Below are 16,740 nucleotides of genomic sequence, written 5' to 3' on the forward strand. Positions count from 1 at the left end.
TAAACTATATGAGTTAATTAAGAAAAGGAGAGATAGCTGTGGCCAAAAGAGACTATTATGAAGTTTTAGGCATTAGTAAAGATGCTTCAAAAGATGAAATCAAAAAAGCGTATCGAAAGCTTTCGAAAAAATATCATCCAGATATTAACAAAGAAGAAGGTGCAGATGAAAAGTTTAAAGAAATTTCTGAAGCCTATGAAGTTTTAAGTGATGATAATAAACGCGCAAGCTATGATCAATTTGGACATGACGGGCCACAAGGTTTTGGTGGACAAGGATTCAATGGCTCTGACTTTGGCGGTTTTAGTGGCTTCGGTGGCGGCGGTTTTGAAGATATCTTTAGCTCTTTCTTCGGTGGCGGCAGACAAAGAGATCCAAATGCACCGCAAAAAGGTGATGATCTTCAGTATACAATGACATTGACATTTGAAGAAGCGGTATTTGGTACAACAAAAGAAATTTCAATCCGTAAAGATGTAACATGCGAAACATGTCATGGTGATGGTGCAAAGCCTGGAACAAGTAAAAAGACTTGTAGTTACTGTAATGGCGCTGGTCATGTAGCTGTAGAACAAAATACAATTTTAGGTAGAGTTCGTACTGAACAAGTTTGTCCTAAATGTAATGGAAGTGGTCAAGAATTTGAAGAAGCTTGTCCAACATGTCACGGAAAAGGTACTGAAAATAAAACAGTTAAATTAGAAGTGAAAGTACCTGAAGGTGTCGACAATGAACAACAAATTAGATTAGCTGGCGAAGGCTCTCCAGGTGTGAATGGAGGACCTGCTGGTGATTTATACGTAGTATTTAGAGTTAAACCATCTGAAACATTTAAACGTGATGGTGATGATATTTATTACAAATTAAATGTTAGCTTCCCACAAGCAGCTTTAGGCGATGAAATAAAAATACCAACATTAAATAATGAAGTTATGTTAACAATCCCTGCTGGTACACAAACAGGTAAGCAATTCCGCTTAAAAGAAAAGGGTATAAAAAATGTTCATGGCTATGGATACGGAGATTTATATGTTGATATTAAAGTAGTAACACCTACTAAATTAACAGATAGACAAAAAGAACTAATGAAAGAATTTGCCCAATTAAATGGTGAAGAAATTAATGAACAACCTTCGAATTTTAAAGATAGAGCAAAAAGATTCTTTAAGGGAGAATAAAGTATGAACTGGACAGAGCTTTCAATTATTATTAATCATGAAGCAGTAGAATTGGCTACCAATATACTTGAAAATCATGGATCAAATGGTGTCGTGATAGAAGATTCAGATGATTTAATTAATCAACCAGAAGATAAATACGGTGAAATTTACGCTTTGAAAAAAGAGGATTATCCAGATAAGGGAGTAAGATTGAAAGCCTATTTTAATGAGATGACTTATGATGATAAGTTGCGACAGCGAATTAAAGATGAGTTATTAAATTTAGATGAACTTGATCAACATAACGTTCAATTCAGTGAGCAAATCATTGCAGAAACGGATTGGGAAAATGAATGGAAAAACTATTTCCATCCATTCCGAGCGTCGAAGAAGTTCACAATAGTCCCTAGTTGGGAAACATATGCTAAAGAAGCGGATGAAGAGCTTTGCATTGAGCTCGACCCAGGTATGGCTTTTGGAACAGGCGATCATCCGACTACAAGTATGTGTTTGAAGGCAATAGAAACATATGTATTGCCACAGCATTCAGTGATTGATGTTGGTACTGGCTCAGGTATATTAAGTATTGCAAGTCATCTAATCGGTGTAAAACGTATTAAAGCGTTGGATATTGATGAAATGGCAGTGAGTGTAGCTAAAGAAAACTTCAGAAGAAATCATTGTGAAACGTTAATTGAAGCTGTTCCAGGTAACTTATTGAAAGACGAAACAGAAAAATTTGATATTGTAATAGCAAATATTTTAGCGCATATTATTGATGAAATGATTGAAGATGCTTATAATACTCTAAATGAAGGCGGTTATTTTATTACTTCTGGTATTATAAAAGAGAAGTATGAAGGTATACAGTCACATATGGAGCGTGTAGGTTTTAAAATTATTTCAGAACAACATGACAACGGTTGGGTTTGTCTTGTTGGCCAGAAAGTGAGTGAATAATGTGCAACGTTATTTCATAGACCAAAACGCTGATGTAAGTCAGCGTTTTTTTATTACAAAAAAAGAAGATATTCATCATATAACAAATGTAATGAGATATGATGTTGGTAGTAAAATTATTTTAACTTTTAATGATCAAACAGTTTATTTATGTGAAATTGCTGATATAACAAGTGATAAAATTGCAGTTGATTTAAAAGAAAAACAAAATATTAATACAGAATTGCCAGTTGATGTTACGATTTGCAGTGGACTAATTAAAGCTGACAAATATGAGTGGTTGCTACAAAAAGCTACTGAATTGGGTGCTTCATCATTTATAGCTGTTAGCATGGAACGTTCAATTGTTAAATTAAACGAGGCAAAAGTTGCCAAAAAGATAGAGCGTTGGCAAAAAATAATTAAAGAAGCTGCTGAACAAAGCTATCGTTTAGTGATTCCATCTATTCAATTCGAGTCGAATTTAAAATTAATTTGTGATACTATTGATAATTATGACTATATTCTTATTGCATATGAAGAGGAAGCAAAAGATGGTGAGTTAAGCAATTTCAAGCAAACTTTACAACAATTCAAGGCTCAGGATAAAGTGTTGATGATTTTTGGTCCTGAGGGTGGTTTGTCAGAAAATGAAATTTCATTATTTAGTAATACTAGTACAGTTGTTGGTCTTGGACCGAGAATTTTACGGGCAGAAACTGCGCCATTGTATGCGTTAAGTGCAATAAGTTATGAAAAAGAATTAATGGGGTGAATATTTATGTCAACAGTTGCGTTTCACACATTAGGTTGTAAAGTAAACCATTATGAAACTGAAGCAATCTGGCAATTATTTAAAGAAGCAAACTATGAGCGCGTTGACTTTGAAGCGAATGCTGATGTATTTGTTATTAATACTTGTACAGTAACGAATACGGGTGATAAAAAAAGTCGTCAAATAATTAGACGTGCAATAAGACAAAATCCTGATGCTGTAATCTGTGTAACAGGTTGTTATGCGCAAACTTCATCAGCTGAAATTATGGAAATTCCTGGTGTCGATGTAGTAGTTGGTACACAAGATAGACATAAACTATTAGGTTACATTGACGAATTCCGTAAAGAACGCCAACCAATTAATGGTGTTGGAAATATCATGAAAAATCGTAAATATGAAGAATTAGATGTCCCTTATTTTACAGATAGAACACGTGCGTCATTAAAAATTCAAGAAGGTTGTAACAACTTCTGCACATTCTGTATTATTCCATGGGCTCGTGGTTTAATGCGTTCAAGAGATCCGGAAAAAGTAGTTGAACAAGCGACGCAACTAGTGAATTCAGGATATAAGGAAATTGTATTGACGGGAATTCATACAGGTGGATATGGTCAAGATTTAAAAGATTATAACTTGGCCCAATTATTACGTGATCTTGAAACGATTAATGGATTAGAACGAATTCGAATTTCTTCAATTGAAGCAAGTCAACTTACAGATGAAGTAATTGATGTTTTAGAACGTTCAACAAAAGTTGTGCGTCATTTGCATATTCCATTACAATCTGGTTCAGATACAGTATTAAAACGTATGAGACGTAAGTATACAATGGATAGATTTTCAGAACGATTAACAAAATTGCATAAAGCTTTACCAGACTTGGCAGTTACGAGTGATGTAATTGTTGGTTTCCCAGGTGAAACTGAAGCTGAGTTCCAAGAAACATATGATTTTATCGTAAAGCATAAGTTCTCTGAACTGCATGTTTTCCCTTATTCTCCTAGAATTGGCACGCCAGCTGCAAGAATGGATGACCAAATTGATGAAGAAATTAAAAATGAACGCGTGCATAAGTTAATTACGCTAAGCAATCAACTCGGAAAGTTATATGCGTCTAAATTTGATCAAGATGTGCTTGAAGTAATTCCTGAGGAACAGGGTGACACAGAAGGTACATTAGTTGGATATGCAGATAATTATATGAAAGTACAATTTGAAGGTGACGAATCACTCATAGGTCAAATTGTAAAAGTTAAAATTACGCAAGCAAATTATCCATTAAATGAAGGGCAAGCAATTAAAGTTGTTGATTTCGCAACAAATAAATCTGATAGAGAAGTTTTAGTTTAAGTATTCCTTGATTCATACCATAAGGTTCCGTATTAAAGATATAGGTTTTGTAACGTTGTTTTAACGGCTTCACAATTTACTATATAAGCAACTCTTCTCATTAAATAAATTATTAAGAGATTTTTAGAACAAAATCTAAAAGTCTTTGTGATTTTGATGTGAAATATGTTTCAAATAAAAAACAATTTACTAATTGACCATAAATTACAGATATATTATACTTATAAATGCATAGTTTTACTGTGCAATTGACTATAAAGTTCCGTTGATATTTGGAGGGAGGGAAATACAGATGTCTAAAACAGTAGTACGTAAAAATGAATCACTTGAAGATGCGTTACGTAGATTTAAACGTTCAGTTTCTAAAAGTGGAACAATCCAAGAAGTACGTAAACGTGAATTTTACGAAAAACCAAGCGTAAAACGTAAAAAGAAATCAGAAGCTGCACGTAAACGTAAATTCAAATAATTAATACCTCTGTTGACTCCCTCAACACGAATATTAATTATATAAAACAAACATCACAAGTTAGTGTCTGACACTAATATGTGATGTTTTTTTGTTGTCAATTTTTAATTAAAAAAAGTTATATAGTTTATAAATAATCAAATTGATATTCTATAGGTTCTTATAACTATAAAGTATATTCAATTTCATGTATAATTAATGTGAGGGCGAGGTGAAATTGTGAGTTATAATAATTTTTTACAAATGACAACTATCTTGGAATCAACGGCTGGAGATACTTGGGTTGAACAAGTTAGTAATATAATTGTTCAACCTATTTTTACGTTAATATTAACCTGTTTGACATTCTTAGGATTTGTATATCAACTTTACTCTAAAAAAATCAATGCAGCTGGTATTATCGCCACATTATCATTACTTATTTTATTTTTGGGATTTCTAATCCAAGGAAATGTCAATATGCATTCTATCTTAATATTCTCAATTGGCGTTATATTAGTTGTAATTGAATTATTTGTAGTTGGTGCAGTAATTGGTATTATTGGCATGATACTGATAACTATAAGCATAACAACGCTCGGTGATAATTTGCTATTTATGCTTGCGAATGTTATCGTTGCCTTGATTTTAACGATTGTAGAATGGGTGATATTAGTGAAGATTTTCAACAGAAAGATTCCGTTTTTGGATAAAGTTATCTTAAAAGATTCAACTAATTCTGAGTCAGGTTACAATTCTCATGATAACCGCTCGCACCTCGTAGGAAAGACTGCTCAAACAGTTACAGATCTTCGACCAGCAGGGATTATTTTTTGTGAAAATGAACGTATTGATGCTGTTTCAGATGGCAACTTTATTTTACGCAATAAAACGGTAAAAATCCTTGAAGTTGAAGGAACAAGAGTAGTTGTGAGGGAAGTAGATTAATTAAAAGGAGCGATACCATGTTTAGTTTAAGTTTTATCGTAATAGCAGTTATTATAGTAGTTGCATTACTTATTTTATTCTCATTTGTACCGATTGGTTTATGGATTTCAGCGTTAGCAGCTGGCGTTCATGTTGGTATAGGTACATTGGTTGGTATGCGTTTACGTCGTGTATCTCCAAGAAAAGTTATAGCGCCATTAATTAAAGCGCATAAAGCAGGACTTGCATTAACAACAAACCAATTAGAATCGCATTATCTAGCAGGAGGAAATGTGGACAGAGTTGTTGACGCTAATATTGCTGCACAACGTGCTGACATTGATCTTCCTTTCGAACGTGCTGCTGCAATTGACCTTGCAGGACGTGACGTGTTAGAAGCGGTTCAAATGTCTGTTAATCCTAAAGTCATTGAAACACCATTTATCGCAGGTGTAGCAATGAACGGTATTGAAGTGAAAGCCAAAGCTCGTATCACAGTTAGAGCTAATATTGCTCGACTTGTTGGTGGTGCTGGTGAAGAAACAATCATTGCACGTGTTGGTGAAGGTATCGTTTCAACAATTGGTTCTAGTAAGCATCATACAGAAGTACTTGAAAACCCAGATAATATTTCTAAAACAGTATTAAGCAAAGGTTTAGATTCAGGTACTGCATTTGAAATTTTATCAATTGATATTGCTGACGTTGATATTAGTAAAAATATTGGTGCAGACTTACAAACTGAACAAGCATTAGCAGACAAAAATATTGCACAAGCAAAAGCTGAAGAACGTAGAGCTATGGCTGTAGCAACTGAGCAAGAAATGAAAGCGCGTGTACAAGAAATGCATGCTAAAGTAGTTGAAGCCGAATCTGAAGTACCATTAGCTATGGCTGAAGCATTACGTTCAGGTAATATCAGCGTTAAAGATTATTATAATTTGAAAAATATCGAAGCTGATACAGGCATGAGAAATGCAATTAATAAACGAACTGATCAAAGTGATGATGAGTCACCTGAACATTAAGTCGAGAGGTGATTAAATGAGTGTCGGTATTCTAATTTTTGTCATATCAGTGATCATTTCTATCATTACTACTATGCGCGAAAATAGTCATAAAGATAGACAAAATCAAAAGCCACCTCAAAAAACTTCTACCGATAATGAACCAAAAAAAGGTGGCTTTTTTGAAGAAATTGAGCGAACGTTTAAAGAAATAAGTGAAGAATTAAATGAAGAAGAAAAGAAATCATCGAAACGAAAATATGATGATACGTTACCACCTTTATTCGATGAACTTCCAAAGGAAGAGCCTAAATCGAAACCTGTTGTAGAACCTATGGCACCTAAAAAACAACAAGAGACAAAACCGATGACAGAGAAACCAATTACAGTGCCTAAAGTAGAACCGGTGGAACAGAAACATAGACCTTCTAGACAAGATAATTCTGACGAAATTAGACGTCAATTAGAAAAATCACTTAGAGATGATATTAAAACGATTCGTACTGACATTGATAGAGAAAAAGAAAAGCAAATTGCTAAAATGGAAAAACGTGCTAGAGATATTATTGAGGATAAATACTTATCTGAACGTACAAAACGTTTGAAATTAAAGCAGTTGCTTAATTCTCAAAATGTCGAAAAAGATTTGACTAAATCAGCGTTCCAATTTGATAAAGATGAAGTAATCAATGGTATGATATGGTCAGAAATTTTAGCTAAACCAAAACAATTATAAATTTTTTTGAAAACAAGCACTATCGTAATGGTAGTTGCTTGTTTTTTTACGTTAAGAAAAATTGAAAAACAAAGAGAATCTTTCGAGAAATATTAGTTATTTAAATTACAACAAAATATTGATTAGTCTAAAATTGAATCTGCTTTTATGACAAGGTGAAAAGTATAAATGATTATTTTAAATTAAAGAAAAATGAGTAAGTCAATGCAAAGATGTTTAAATCAATCAATTGCATGATATAATTAAGTAGATATTAAAGCATCATAGAATGAATATAAATGATATATGAAAAGGAGCGCGTGTATGCCTGGAATTATACAAATAGACGATATGAACCAATCTCAAGCTTTAATTGGAAATAATGATGAACATTTAAAAGCAATTGAAGAGAGTTTCGATGTTGTCATCCATGCAAGAGGACAAGAAGTTGCCGTTAAAGGTACAAAAATAGAAAACGTAGAAAAAGCGGAATCAGTATTAATCAATTTGCTGAAGGTTATTGATTTAGGTAATAATATTACAATTAAAGATGTTGAAGCAGCTATTAAAATGGCACATAATAACACAATTCAACATCTGTTAGATTTATATGATGAAGAGATAACTAAGGATGCATTTGGTAAGACGATTCGTGCGAAAACGATGGGGCAACGTATATATGTTAATGCCATGAAAAATAATGATTTAGTATTTGGTATAGGTCCTGCTGGTACAGGTAAGACATTCTTAGCTGTAGTTTATGCAGCAAAGCAACTCCGTAAAGGTGCTGTTAAACGTATTGTATTAACAAGACCTGCTGTTGAAGCAGGAGAGTCACTTGGATTTTTACCAGGAGATTTGAAAGAAAAGGTGGATCCATATTTAAGACCTTTATATGATGGTCTATATACTGTTCTTGGGCGTGAACAAACAGAGCGATTTATTGAAAGAGGCATTATCGAAATAGCGCCACTTGCATATATGCGCGGACGAACATTAGAAGATGCATTTGTAATTCTTGATGAGGCGCAGAATACGACACATGCGCAAATGAAAATGTTTTTAACAAGACTAGGATTTGGCTCAAAAATGGTAGTTACTGGTGACCAAACTCAAATCGATTTACCTAAAGGTGTTAAAAGTGGACTTAAGGAAGCGGTCAGTAGGTTACACAACGTTAAAGGTATAAGTATATTGAAATTAGATCAGAGCGATGTAGTAAGACATCCATTGGTAAGTAAGATCATTGAACATTATGAAGGAGAGAATTAAATGTTTACGATAGATTTTAGCGATCACACAGGCTTAGTTAAAGATGCTTGGTATAAACAAATTGAAGATTTATTAGAATTTGCTAAAAAAGAAGAGCATATAGAAGACGATGCTGAGCTTTCTGTTACATTTGTAGATAAACAAGAAATACAAGAAATTAATCGAACATATAGAGATAAAGATAAAGTTACAGATGTAATCTCATTTGCTTTAGAAGAAGATGAGCCAGATATTGATTATAGTGATCTTGATATACCACGTGTTTTAGGGGATATAATTATCTGTACGGATGTAGCGCAAGAACAAGCAAACAATTATGGACATTCTTTTGAACGAGAATTAGGATTTTTAGCATTACATGGATTTTTGCATCTATTAGGTTATGATCATATGACTGAAACGGATGAAAAGGAAATGTTTGGTCGACAAGATACAATATTAAACGCATATGGATTAACACGAGACTAATTATGAAAAGGTTTAAATATGCACTTGATGGGCTGAAAATCTTAATTCAAAAAGACTATAAATTTCTTTTACATGTGTTTGCAATGATTGTTGCTATTGTCTTTGGTCTCGTACTAAATATTAATCGGATTGAGTGGATATTTATACTCATTGCTATTGCATTAGTTCTCACTGTTGAAGCTTTAAACACTGCTATTGAATATGTTGTAGATTTAGTGACCGCTGAATATCATGATTTAGCTAAATACGCTAAAGATATAGCGGCTTTTAGTGTACTTATAGTTTCAATATTAGCATTTATTATAGGTTTAATAGTATTTTTACCACATTTTATAGCGTTATTTTAGGGAGGCATATATGAGTTATCAACCTCATTATTTTCAAGAAGTTAGAAAAGCACAACAAGAATCATATTCGCCATACAGTCATTTTAAAGTAGGGGCTTATTTAAAAACGAAAGACGGTAGAACTTTTTATGGTACCAATGTAGAAAATGCTTCTTATCCATTATCGATATGTGCTGAACGAGCTAGTTTGGTATCGGCAATTTCTCAAGGATACAGACCAGGTGATTTTGAATCAATAACTGTAACCGTAGATGCAGATAAACCGTCATCACCTTGTGGTGCATGTCGTCAAGTTTTGAAGGAATTATGTGATGATGATATGCCTGTGTATATGACAAATCATAAAGGAGATATGGTTATGATGACAGTCGCAGAGTTACTACCATTTGGATTTTCAGGAAAGGATTTAGAATAAATGACAGAACATAAATCAGGATTTGTTTCAATTATAGGTAGACCAAACGTAGGGAAGTCAACATTTGTTAATAGAGTGATTGGCCATAAAATAGCAATCATGTCCGATAAAGCTCAAACAACTAGAAATAAAATTCAAGGTGTAATGACAAGAGATGATGCGCAAATTATATTCATTGATACGCCAGGTATTCATAAACCTAAACACAAATTAGGTGACTATATGATGAAAGTCGCTAAAAATACATTATCTGAGATAGATGCAATCATGTTTATGGTTAATGCCAATGAGGAAATTGGACGAGGCGATGAATATATTATAGAAATGTTGAAAAATGTTAAGACACCAGTATTTTTAGTATTAAATAAAATAGATTTAGTGCATCCAGATGAATTAATGCCAAAGATTGAAGAATATCAAAGTTATATGGACTTTACAGAGATTGTACCTATTTCAGCATTAGAAGGGCTAAATGTAGATCATTTTATTGATGTATTAAAGACGTATTTACCCGAAGGACCTAAATATTATCCAGATGATCAAATTTCAGACCATCCTGAACAATTTGTAGTGGGTGAAATCATTCGTGAAAAAATCCTTCATCTTACAAGTGAAGAAATCCCTCATGCGATTGGTGTTAATGTGGACCGTATGGTTAAAGAAAGCGAAGATCGTGTTCATATCGAAGCAACTATATATGTTGAAAGAGATTCGCAAAAAGGAATTGTCATTGGAAAAGGCGGTAAAAAGTTAAAAGAAGTAGGAAAACGTGCGAGACGTGATATAGAAATGCTTCTAGGCTCTAAAGTTTACTTAGAATTATGGGTCAAAGTTCAAAGAGACTGGCGAAACAAAGTTAACTTTATTCGCCAAATTGGTTATGTTGAAGACCAAGATTAATCTTAAAAGTGGTGAAGATAATTGTTAATGCGCCAAAAAGGGATTATCATCAAAGCAGTTGATTATGGTGAATCTGATAAAATTATCACGATTTTAAATGAGCATGGTGCAAAAGTACCACTTATGGCAAGGCGTGCTAAAAAAGTTAAGACGGGTTTACAAGCGCAAACGCAATTGTTTGTTTATGGTTTGTTTATTTACAATCAGTGGCGAGGTATGGGAACGTTAAATTCTGTAGATGTTATTAGTCAACATTATAAATTACAAATGGACCTTTACGTAAGCAGTTATGCGTCTCTGGCAGCTGAAACTATTGAGCGCTCAATGGATGAAGGTGACATTGCACCATATAACTATCAATTATTACAATTTGTTCTTGAAAAAATAGAATCAGGTACATCTGCACAGTTAATGTCAGTCGTTGTTATGTTAAAGTGTATGAAACGATTTGGTTTTACCGCATCATTTAATCGCTGTGCTGTGAGTGGTAATGACACACAAGCTGATTTAATAGGTTATAGTTTTAAGTTTGACGGTGCGATTTCAAGGCAAGAGGCTTCTAAAGATGTACATGCAGTTATATTATCGAACAAAACACTATATTTATTAGATGTATTACAAAAATTACCAATAGATAAAATGAATTCATTGAATATCCATCAAGAAATTATTGATGAAATGTCAGATATCATTTTAATGTTATATCGTGAATATGCAGGTATGTTTTTTAAAAGTCAGAAACTAATCAACCAATTAAAAAGATTGGAACAATAACATAAAATAATAAAAGGTATTCAAGTAGCCACATAGATGTGTTTATTTGAATACCTTTTTCGAATAGAAAAGAGATACTGGCAATTTTACTAACCAGTATCTCTTTTTATAAATTATATAGCCACCACATATGGTGGAGAGTCTTTTTAATTAGAATTTTGTTTTTTCAGTTAAGAAAGCTTCTAACTCTGAGATTGGCATACGAACTTGTTCCATTGAATCTCTGTCACGTACTGTAACTTGATTATCTTCTAATGAATCAAAGTCGAATGTTACACAATAAGGTGTACCGATTTCATCTTGACGACGGTATCTTTTACCGATAGATTGTGATTCATCGAAATCGATTGAGAATTTAGAACTTAATTGCTCAAAAATCTTAATCGCTTCGCCAGATAATTTCTTACTTAAAGGTAAGATCGCTGCTTTATATGGTGCTAATGCAGGATGGAAGTGTAAAACTGTACGTGCATCTTTGCTACCTTCAACGCCTTCTTCATCATATGCATCACATAAGAAAGCTAATGTTACACGATCTGCACCAAGTGATGGCTCGATACAATATGGAATATATTTTTCGTTCGTTTCTGGATCATGGTATCTGAAATCTTCACCAGAGTGTTCAGCATGTTTACGTAAGTCGAAGTCTGTACGACTTGCGATACCCCATAACTCACCCCAACCAAATGGGAATTTATATTCAATATCAGTTGTTGCATTTGAGTAATGAGATAATTCATCTTCATCATGATCACGTAAACGCATATTTTCACTGCTCATATTTAAGCTTGTTAACCAGTCACTTGCAAAAGTTTTCCAATAATTTTGCCATTCAATTTCTTCACCAGGTTTACAGAAGAATTCAAGTTCCATTTGTTCAAATTCTCTTGTTCTGAAAATGAAGTTACCTGGAGTGATTTCATTACGGAATGATTTACCAATTTGACCGATACCAAACGGTAATTTTTTACGCATTGAACGTTGCACGTTTTTATAGTTTACAAAAATACCTTGTGCTGTTTCAGGACGTAAGAAAATTTCATTTGTAGAATCTTCAGTTACACCTTGGAATGTTTTAAACATTAAATTGAATTGGCGAATTTCAGTCCAGTTAGCAGTTTTACTTACAGGACAAACAATACCTTCATCGTCAATAATTTTTTTCATTTGTTCAAAACTTAAACCATCGGCAATGAAGTTTTCATCACCTTTAACATCTTGCATATAATCTTCAATTAATTTATCAGCGCGATATCGAATTTTACTATCTTTATTATCAATCATTGGGTCGTTGAAGTTGTTTAAGTGTCCTGAAGCTTCCCATACTTTTGGATTCATTAAGATTGCAGCATCGATACCAACGTTAAACGGTGATTGTGTAATGAATTTTTGCCACCAAGCTTTTTTAACATTATTCTTTAATTCAACACCTAAAGGACCATAATCCCATGTGTTTGATAAACCACCGTAAATATCACTACCAGGGAACACAAAACCTCTGTGTTTTGCTAATGAAACAATTGTATCCATATCTTTTGCCATAATTACCTCTCCTCATACATGAAAACGCCCCATGGAAAATAACAGCATAGTAAATATGCTTTACTTCCATGGGACGAGTTAATATTTTAAATTGTATATAATACAAAATAAGTTACGTATTTAACCCGCGGTTCCACCCAAATTAGTGTAGTCACTCGCTTTTATTTTAAAATGATTCGTTGCGCCAATCTTATTGTTAAGCTTACACTATCCTTAACTCGCTGTACGTTTATTCTAATTGATAGATTATTTAAAGGCAAGTAAAATTAATGTGTTTGTGACATGAAAGAAATATCGGTATAATAATAAGTGAATAAAAAAGGGGTGAAGACCTATAGAACTCAGTCAAAGACAAGAACGAATCATCGAAATTGTTAAAACTCAAGGACCCATTACTGGTGAACAAATAGCAGATAAGTTGAATTTAACAAGAGCAACGCTCAGACCAGATTTAGCGATATTAACAATGTCAGGTTTTTTAGAAGCGCGTCCCCGAGTTGGATATTATTATTCAGGTAAATCAAAAGGTAAATTTTTTAATGAAAAACTTCGACAATTTGAGGTTAAGGACTATATGTCTCAACCTGTTGTGCTAAGAGAGAATACAACAGTTTATGACGCTATTTGTACAATTTTTTTAGAAGATGTAAGTACATTATTTATTATTAATGAAGATAACGATTTTGTTGGTGTGTGTTCAAGAAAAGATTTATTAAGAGCTTCAATGATTGGAGCAGATATTCATACAGTACCTATCAGTGTAAATATGACACGTATGCCTAATGTCACTTATTTAGAGGAAAGCGAATTAGTCATATACGCAGCAGATAGAATGATTGAAAAAGAAATTGATTCGATTCCAATTGTAAGAAAAAAAGATAATCAAAAGTATGAAGTAATTGGAAGAATTTCCAAAACAACAATAGCTAAGTTATTAGTAGCATTATATAAAGAATAGGTGAGAAGTAATGGAAAAAATTAAAATTATCGTAGCCTCAGATTCTATAGGTGAAACGGCAGAGTTAGTTGCTAGGGCAGGTATTTCACAATTTAATCCTAAGCAATGTAAAAATGAATTATTAAGATATCCGTATATTGAATCTTTTGAAGATGTTGATGAAGTGATTCAAGTTGCTAAAGATACAAATGCTATCATTGTTTATACACTTATTAAACCTGAAATGAAGCAATATATGAGTGAGAAAGTAGCAGAATTCCAATTGAAGTCCGTCGATATTATGGGGCCATTAATGGATTTATTATCAGCATCGGTTGAAGAAAAACCTTATAATGAGCCAGGTATCGTTCATAGATTAGATGATGCATATTTCAAGAAAATTGATGCGATAGAGTTTGCAGTTAAATATGATGATGGTAAAGATCCTAAAGGATTACCTAAAGCTGATATTGTTTTACTTGGTATTTCGAGAACTTCAAAGACACCATTATCTCAGTATTTAGCGCATAAGAGTTACAAAGTTATGAATGTACCGATTGTACCAGAAGTGACACCGCCAGATGGCTTATATGATATTGATCCAAAGAAATGTATCGCACTTAAAATAAGTGAAGAAAAATTAAATCGCATTAGAAAAGAGCGACTAAAACAATTAGGACTAGGTGACACAGCTCGTTATGCAACAGAAGCTCGAATCCAAGAAGAATTGAATTACTTTGAAGAAATCGTAAGTGAAATTGGATGTCCTGTCATTGATGTTTCTCAAAAAGCAATCGAAGAAACAGCAAACGATATAATCCATTATATTGAACAAAATAAATCGAAATGATTTCATTTTTGTCAAAAATTAGGTATAATAGTATAACTAATGCTTAATAGGTGATTTAATTTGCGAATAGATCAATCGATCATTAATGAAATAAAAGATAAAACCGACATTTTAGACTTGGTAAGTGAATATGTAAAATTAGAAAAGAGAGGACGCAATTATATAGGTTTGTGTCCTTTTCATGATGAAAAGACACCTTCATTTACAGTTTCTGAAGATAAACAAATTTGTCATTGTTTTGGTTGTAAAAAAGGTGGCAATGTTTTTCAATTTACTCAAGAAATTAAAGACATATCATTTGTTGAAGCGGTTAAAGAATTAGGTGATAGAGTTAATGTTGCTGTAGATATTGAGGCAACACAATCTAACTCAAATGTTCAAATTGCTTCTGATGATTTACAAATGATTGAAATGCATGAGTTAATACAAGAATTTTATTATTACGCTTTAACAAAGACAGTCGAAGGCGAACAAGCATTAACATACTTACAAGAACGTGGTTTTACAGATGCGCTTATTAAAGAGCGAGGCATTGGCTTTGCACCCGATAGCTCACATTTTTGTCATGATTTTCTTCAAAAAAAGGGTTACGATATTGAATTAGCATATGAAGCCGGATTATTATCACGTAACGAAGAAAACTTCAGTTATTACGATAGATTTCGAAATCGTATAATGTTTCCTTTGAAAAATGCGCAAGGAAGAATTGTTGGATATTCAGGTCGAACATATACCGGTCAAGAACCAAAATACCTAAATAGTCCTGAAACACCTATCTTTCAAAAAAGAAAGTTGTTATATAACTTAGATAAAGCACGTAAATCAATTAGAAAATTAGATGAAATTGTATTACTAGAAGGTTTTATGGATGTTATAAAATCTGATACTGCTGGCTTGAAAAACGTTGTTGCAACAATGGGTACACAGTTGTCAGATGAACATATTACCTTTATACGAAAGTTAACATCAAATATAACATTAATGTTTGATGGGGATTTTGCGGGTAGTGAAGCAACACTTAAAACAGGTCAACATTTGTTACAGCAAGGGCTAAATGTATTTGTTATACAATTGCCATCTGGCATGGATCCTGATGAATACATTGGTAAGTATGGCAACGACGCATTTACTGCTTTTGTAAAAAATGACAAAAAGTCATTTGCACATTATAAAGTGAGTATATTAAAAGATGAAATTGCACATAATGACCTTTCATATGAACGTTATTTGAAAGAACTGAGTCATGACATTTCACTTATGAAGTCATCAATTCTACAACAAAAGGCTATAAATGATGTTGCGCCATTTTTCAATGTTAGTCCTGAGCAGTTAGCTAACGAAATACAATTCAATCAAGCACCAGCCAGTTATTATCCAGAAGATGAGTATGGCGGTTACATTGAACCTGAGCCAATTGGTATGGCACAATTTGACAATTTGAGCCGTCAAGAAAAAGCGGAGCGATCATTTTTAAAACATTTAATGAGAGATAAAGATACATTTTTAAATTATTATGAAAGTGTTGATAAGGATAACTTCACAAATCAGCATTTTAAATATGTATTCGAAGTCTTACATGATTTTTATGCGGAAAATGATCAATATAATATCAGTGATGCTGTACAGTATGTTAATTCAAATGAGTTGAGAGAAACACTAATTAGCTTAGAACAATATAGTTTGAATGACGAACCATATGAAAATGAAATTGATGATTATGTCAATATTATTAATGAAAACGGACAAGAAACAATTGAGTCATTGAATCATAAATTAAGGGAAGCTACAAGGATTGGCGATGTAGAATTACAGAAATACTATTTACAGCAAATTGTTGCTAAGAATAAAGAACGCATGTAGCATGTGATTTTAAAGAATAATACGAATAATGATTATGTCAAAATGTATAAG

Annotated in this window: 18 protein-coding genes; 17 read left to right on the forward strand and 1 reads right to left on the reverse strand. The window is 32.9% G+C overall.

Translation table 11 applies throughout. The features are described 5' to 3' along the window. The first annotated feature begins 38 nt into the window (after positions 1-38). From dnaJ to recO, 14 genes are all read left to right on the forward strand, one after another. Positions 39-1,178 carry a molecular chaperone DnaJ gene (gene dnaJ / locus ACXQH5_RS00105; protein ID WP_001119021.1) on the forward strand — a complete coding sequence of 380 codons (1,140 nt, stop codon included), beginning with the start codon at positions 39-41 and terminating at the stop codon, positions 1,176-1,178. A 3-nt stretch (positions 1,179-1,181) separates the two neighbouring features. Beyond that, positions 1,182-2,120: a 50S ribosomal protein L11 methyltransferase gene (gene prmA / locus ACXQH5_RS00110; RefSeq protein WP_001104614.1), complete on the forward strand. Its 939-nt coding sequence runs from the start codon at positions 1,182-1,184 to the stop codon at positions 2,118-2,120. Position 2,121: 1 nt separating this feature from the next. Further along, positions 2,122-2,874: a 16S rRNA (uracil(1498)-N(3))-methyltransferase gene (locus ACXQH5_RS00115; protein WP_001190118.1), complete on the forward strand. Its 753-nt coding sequence runs from the start codon at positions 2,122-2,124 to the stop codon at positions 2,872-2,874. 6 nt (positions 2,875-2,880) lie between these two features. Then, a complete protein-coding gene (gene mtaB, locus ACXQH5_RS00120; protein WP_000108667.1) occupies positions 2,881-4,227 on the forward strand; it encodes a tRNA (N(6)-L-threonylcarbamoyladenosine(37)-C(2))-methylthiotransferase MtaB in 1,347 nt (448 codons plus the stop codon). Positions 4,228-4,519: 292 nt separating this feature from the next. Further along, entirely contained in the window at positions 4,520-4,696 is a 177-nt protein-coding gene (gene rpsU / locus ACXQH5_RS00125) for a 30S ribosomal protein S21 (protein WP_000048060.1), read from the forward strand. Positions 4,697-4,939: 243 nt separating this feature from the next. Beyond that, positions 4,940-5,623 (forward strand): NfeD family protein, encoded by a 684-nt coding sequence (locus tag ACXQH5_RS00130; protein ID WP_001802667.1) that lies wholly within the window; start codon positions 4,940-4,942, stop codon positions 5,621-5,623. A gap of 17 nt (positions 5,624-5,640) precedes the next feature. After that, positions 5,641-6,630, forward strand: a complete 990-nt coding sequence (gene floA, locus ACXQH5_RS00135) for a flotillin-like protein FloA (protein WP_000492114.1) — start codon at positions 5,641-5,643, stop codon at positions 6,628-6,630. Positions 6,631-6,646: 16 nt separating this feature from the next. Continuing rightward, the gene (locus ACXQH5_RS00140) at positions 6,647-7,345 is read left to right on the forward strand and encodes an SPOR domain-containing protein (RefSeq protein WP_000110606.1); all 699 of its coding nucleotides are present in this window, start codon (positions 6,647-6,649) and stop codon (positions 7,343-7,345) included. Positions 7,346-7,648: 303 nt separating this feature from the next. Next, complete coding sequence (locus tag ACXQH5_RS00145) at positions 7,649-8,596, forward strand: PhoH family protein (protein ID WP_001117767.1); 948 nt, start codon at positions 7,649-7,651, stop codon at positions 8,594-8,596. Beyond that, complete coding sequence (ybeY, locus tag ACXQH5_RS00150) at positions 8,597-9,064, forward strand: rRNA maturation RNase YbeY (protein WP_000494132.1); 468 nt, start codon at positions 8,597-8,599, stop codon at positions 9,062-9,064. 2 nt (positions 9,065-9,066) lie between these two features. After that, positions 9,067-9,411, forward strand: coding sequence for a diacylglycerol kinase family protein (locus ACXQH5_RS00155; RefSeq protein ID WP_000819531.1), 345 nt, complete (start codon positions 9,067-9,069; stop codon positions 9,409-9,411). Between the two features lie 10 nt (positions 9,412-9,421). Beyond that, positions 9,422-9,826, forward strand: a complete 405-nt coding sequence (gene cdd, locus ACXQH5_RS00160; protein WP_000121871.1) for a cytidine deaminase — start codon at positions 9,422-9,424, stop codon at positions 9,824-9,826. Continuing rightward, positions 9,827-10,726: a GTPase Era gene (era, locus tag ACXQH5_RS00165; protein ID WP_000134765.1), complete on the forward strand. Its 900-nt coding sequence runs from the start codon at positions 9,827-9,829 to the stop codon at positions 10,724-10,726. Positions 10,727-10,753: 27 nt separating this feature from the next. Further along, the gene (gene recO, locus ACXQH5_RS00170; protein ID WP_001557361.1) at positions 10,754-11,500 is read left to right on the forward strand and encodes a DNA repair protein RecO; all 747 of its coding nucleotides are present in this window, start codon (positions 10,754-10,756) and stop codon (positions 11,498-11,500) included. Positions 11,501-11,650: 150 nt separating this feature from the next. Here the strand turns inward: recO and ACXQH5_RS00175 are convergent, their stop codons facing one another. Beyond that, entirely contained in the window at positions 11,651-13,042 is a 1,392-nt protein-coding gene (locus ACXQH5_RS00175; protein ID WP_001030080.1) for a glycine--tRNA ligase, read from the reverse strand. Between the two features lie 334 nt (positions 13,043-13,376). On the opposite strand from ACXQH5_RS00175, the gene ACXQH5_RS00180 reads away from it, so the two are divergent. From ACXQH5_RS00180 to dnaG, 3 genes are read left to right on the forward strand one after another with little or no spacing between them, the layout of a single operon-like run. After that, positions 13,377-14,000 carry a helix-turn-helix transcriptional regulator gene (locus ACXQH5_RS00180; protein ID WP_001794939.1) on the forward strand — a complete coding sequence of 208 codons (624 nt, stop codon included), beginning with the start codon at positions 13,377-13,379 and terminating at the stop codon, positions 13,998-14,000. A gap of 10 nt (positions 14,001-14,010) precedes the next feature. Then, entirely contained in the window at positions 14,011-14,829 is an 819-nt protein-coding gene (locus ACXQH5_RS00185; RefSeq protein WP_000411298.1) for a pyruvate, water dikinase regulatory protein, read from the forward strand. 60 nt (positions 14,830-14,889) lie between these two features. Continuing rightward, positions 14,890-16,689 (forward strand): DNA primase, encoded by a 1,800-nt coding sequence (gene dnaG, locus ACXQH5_RS00190; RefSeq protein ID WP_001217251.1) that lies wholly within the window; start codon positions 14,890-14,892, stop codon positions 16,687-16,689. Positions 16,690-16,740 lie beyond the last annotated feature (51 nt).

The organism is Staphylococcus sp. SA22, assembly GCF_054165785.1.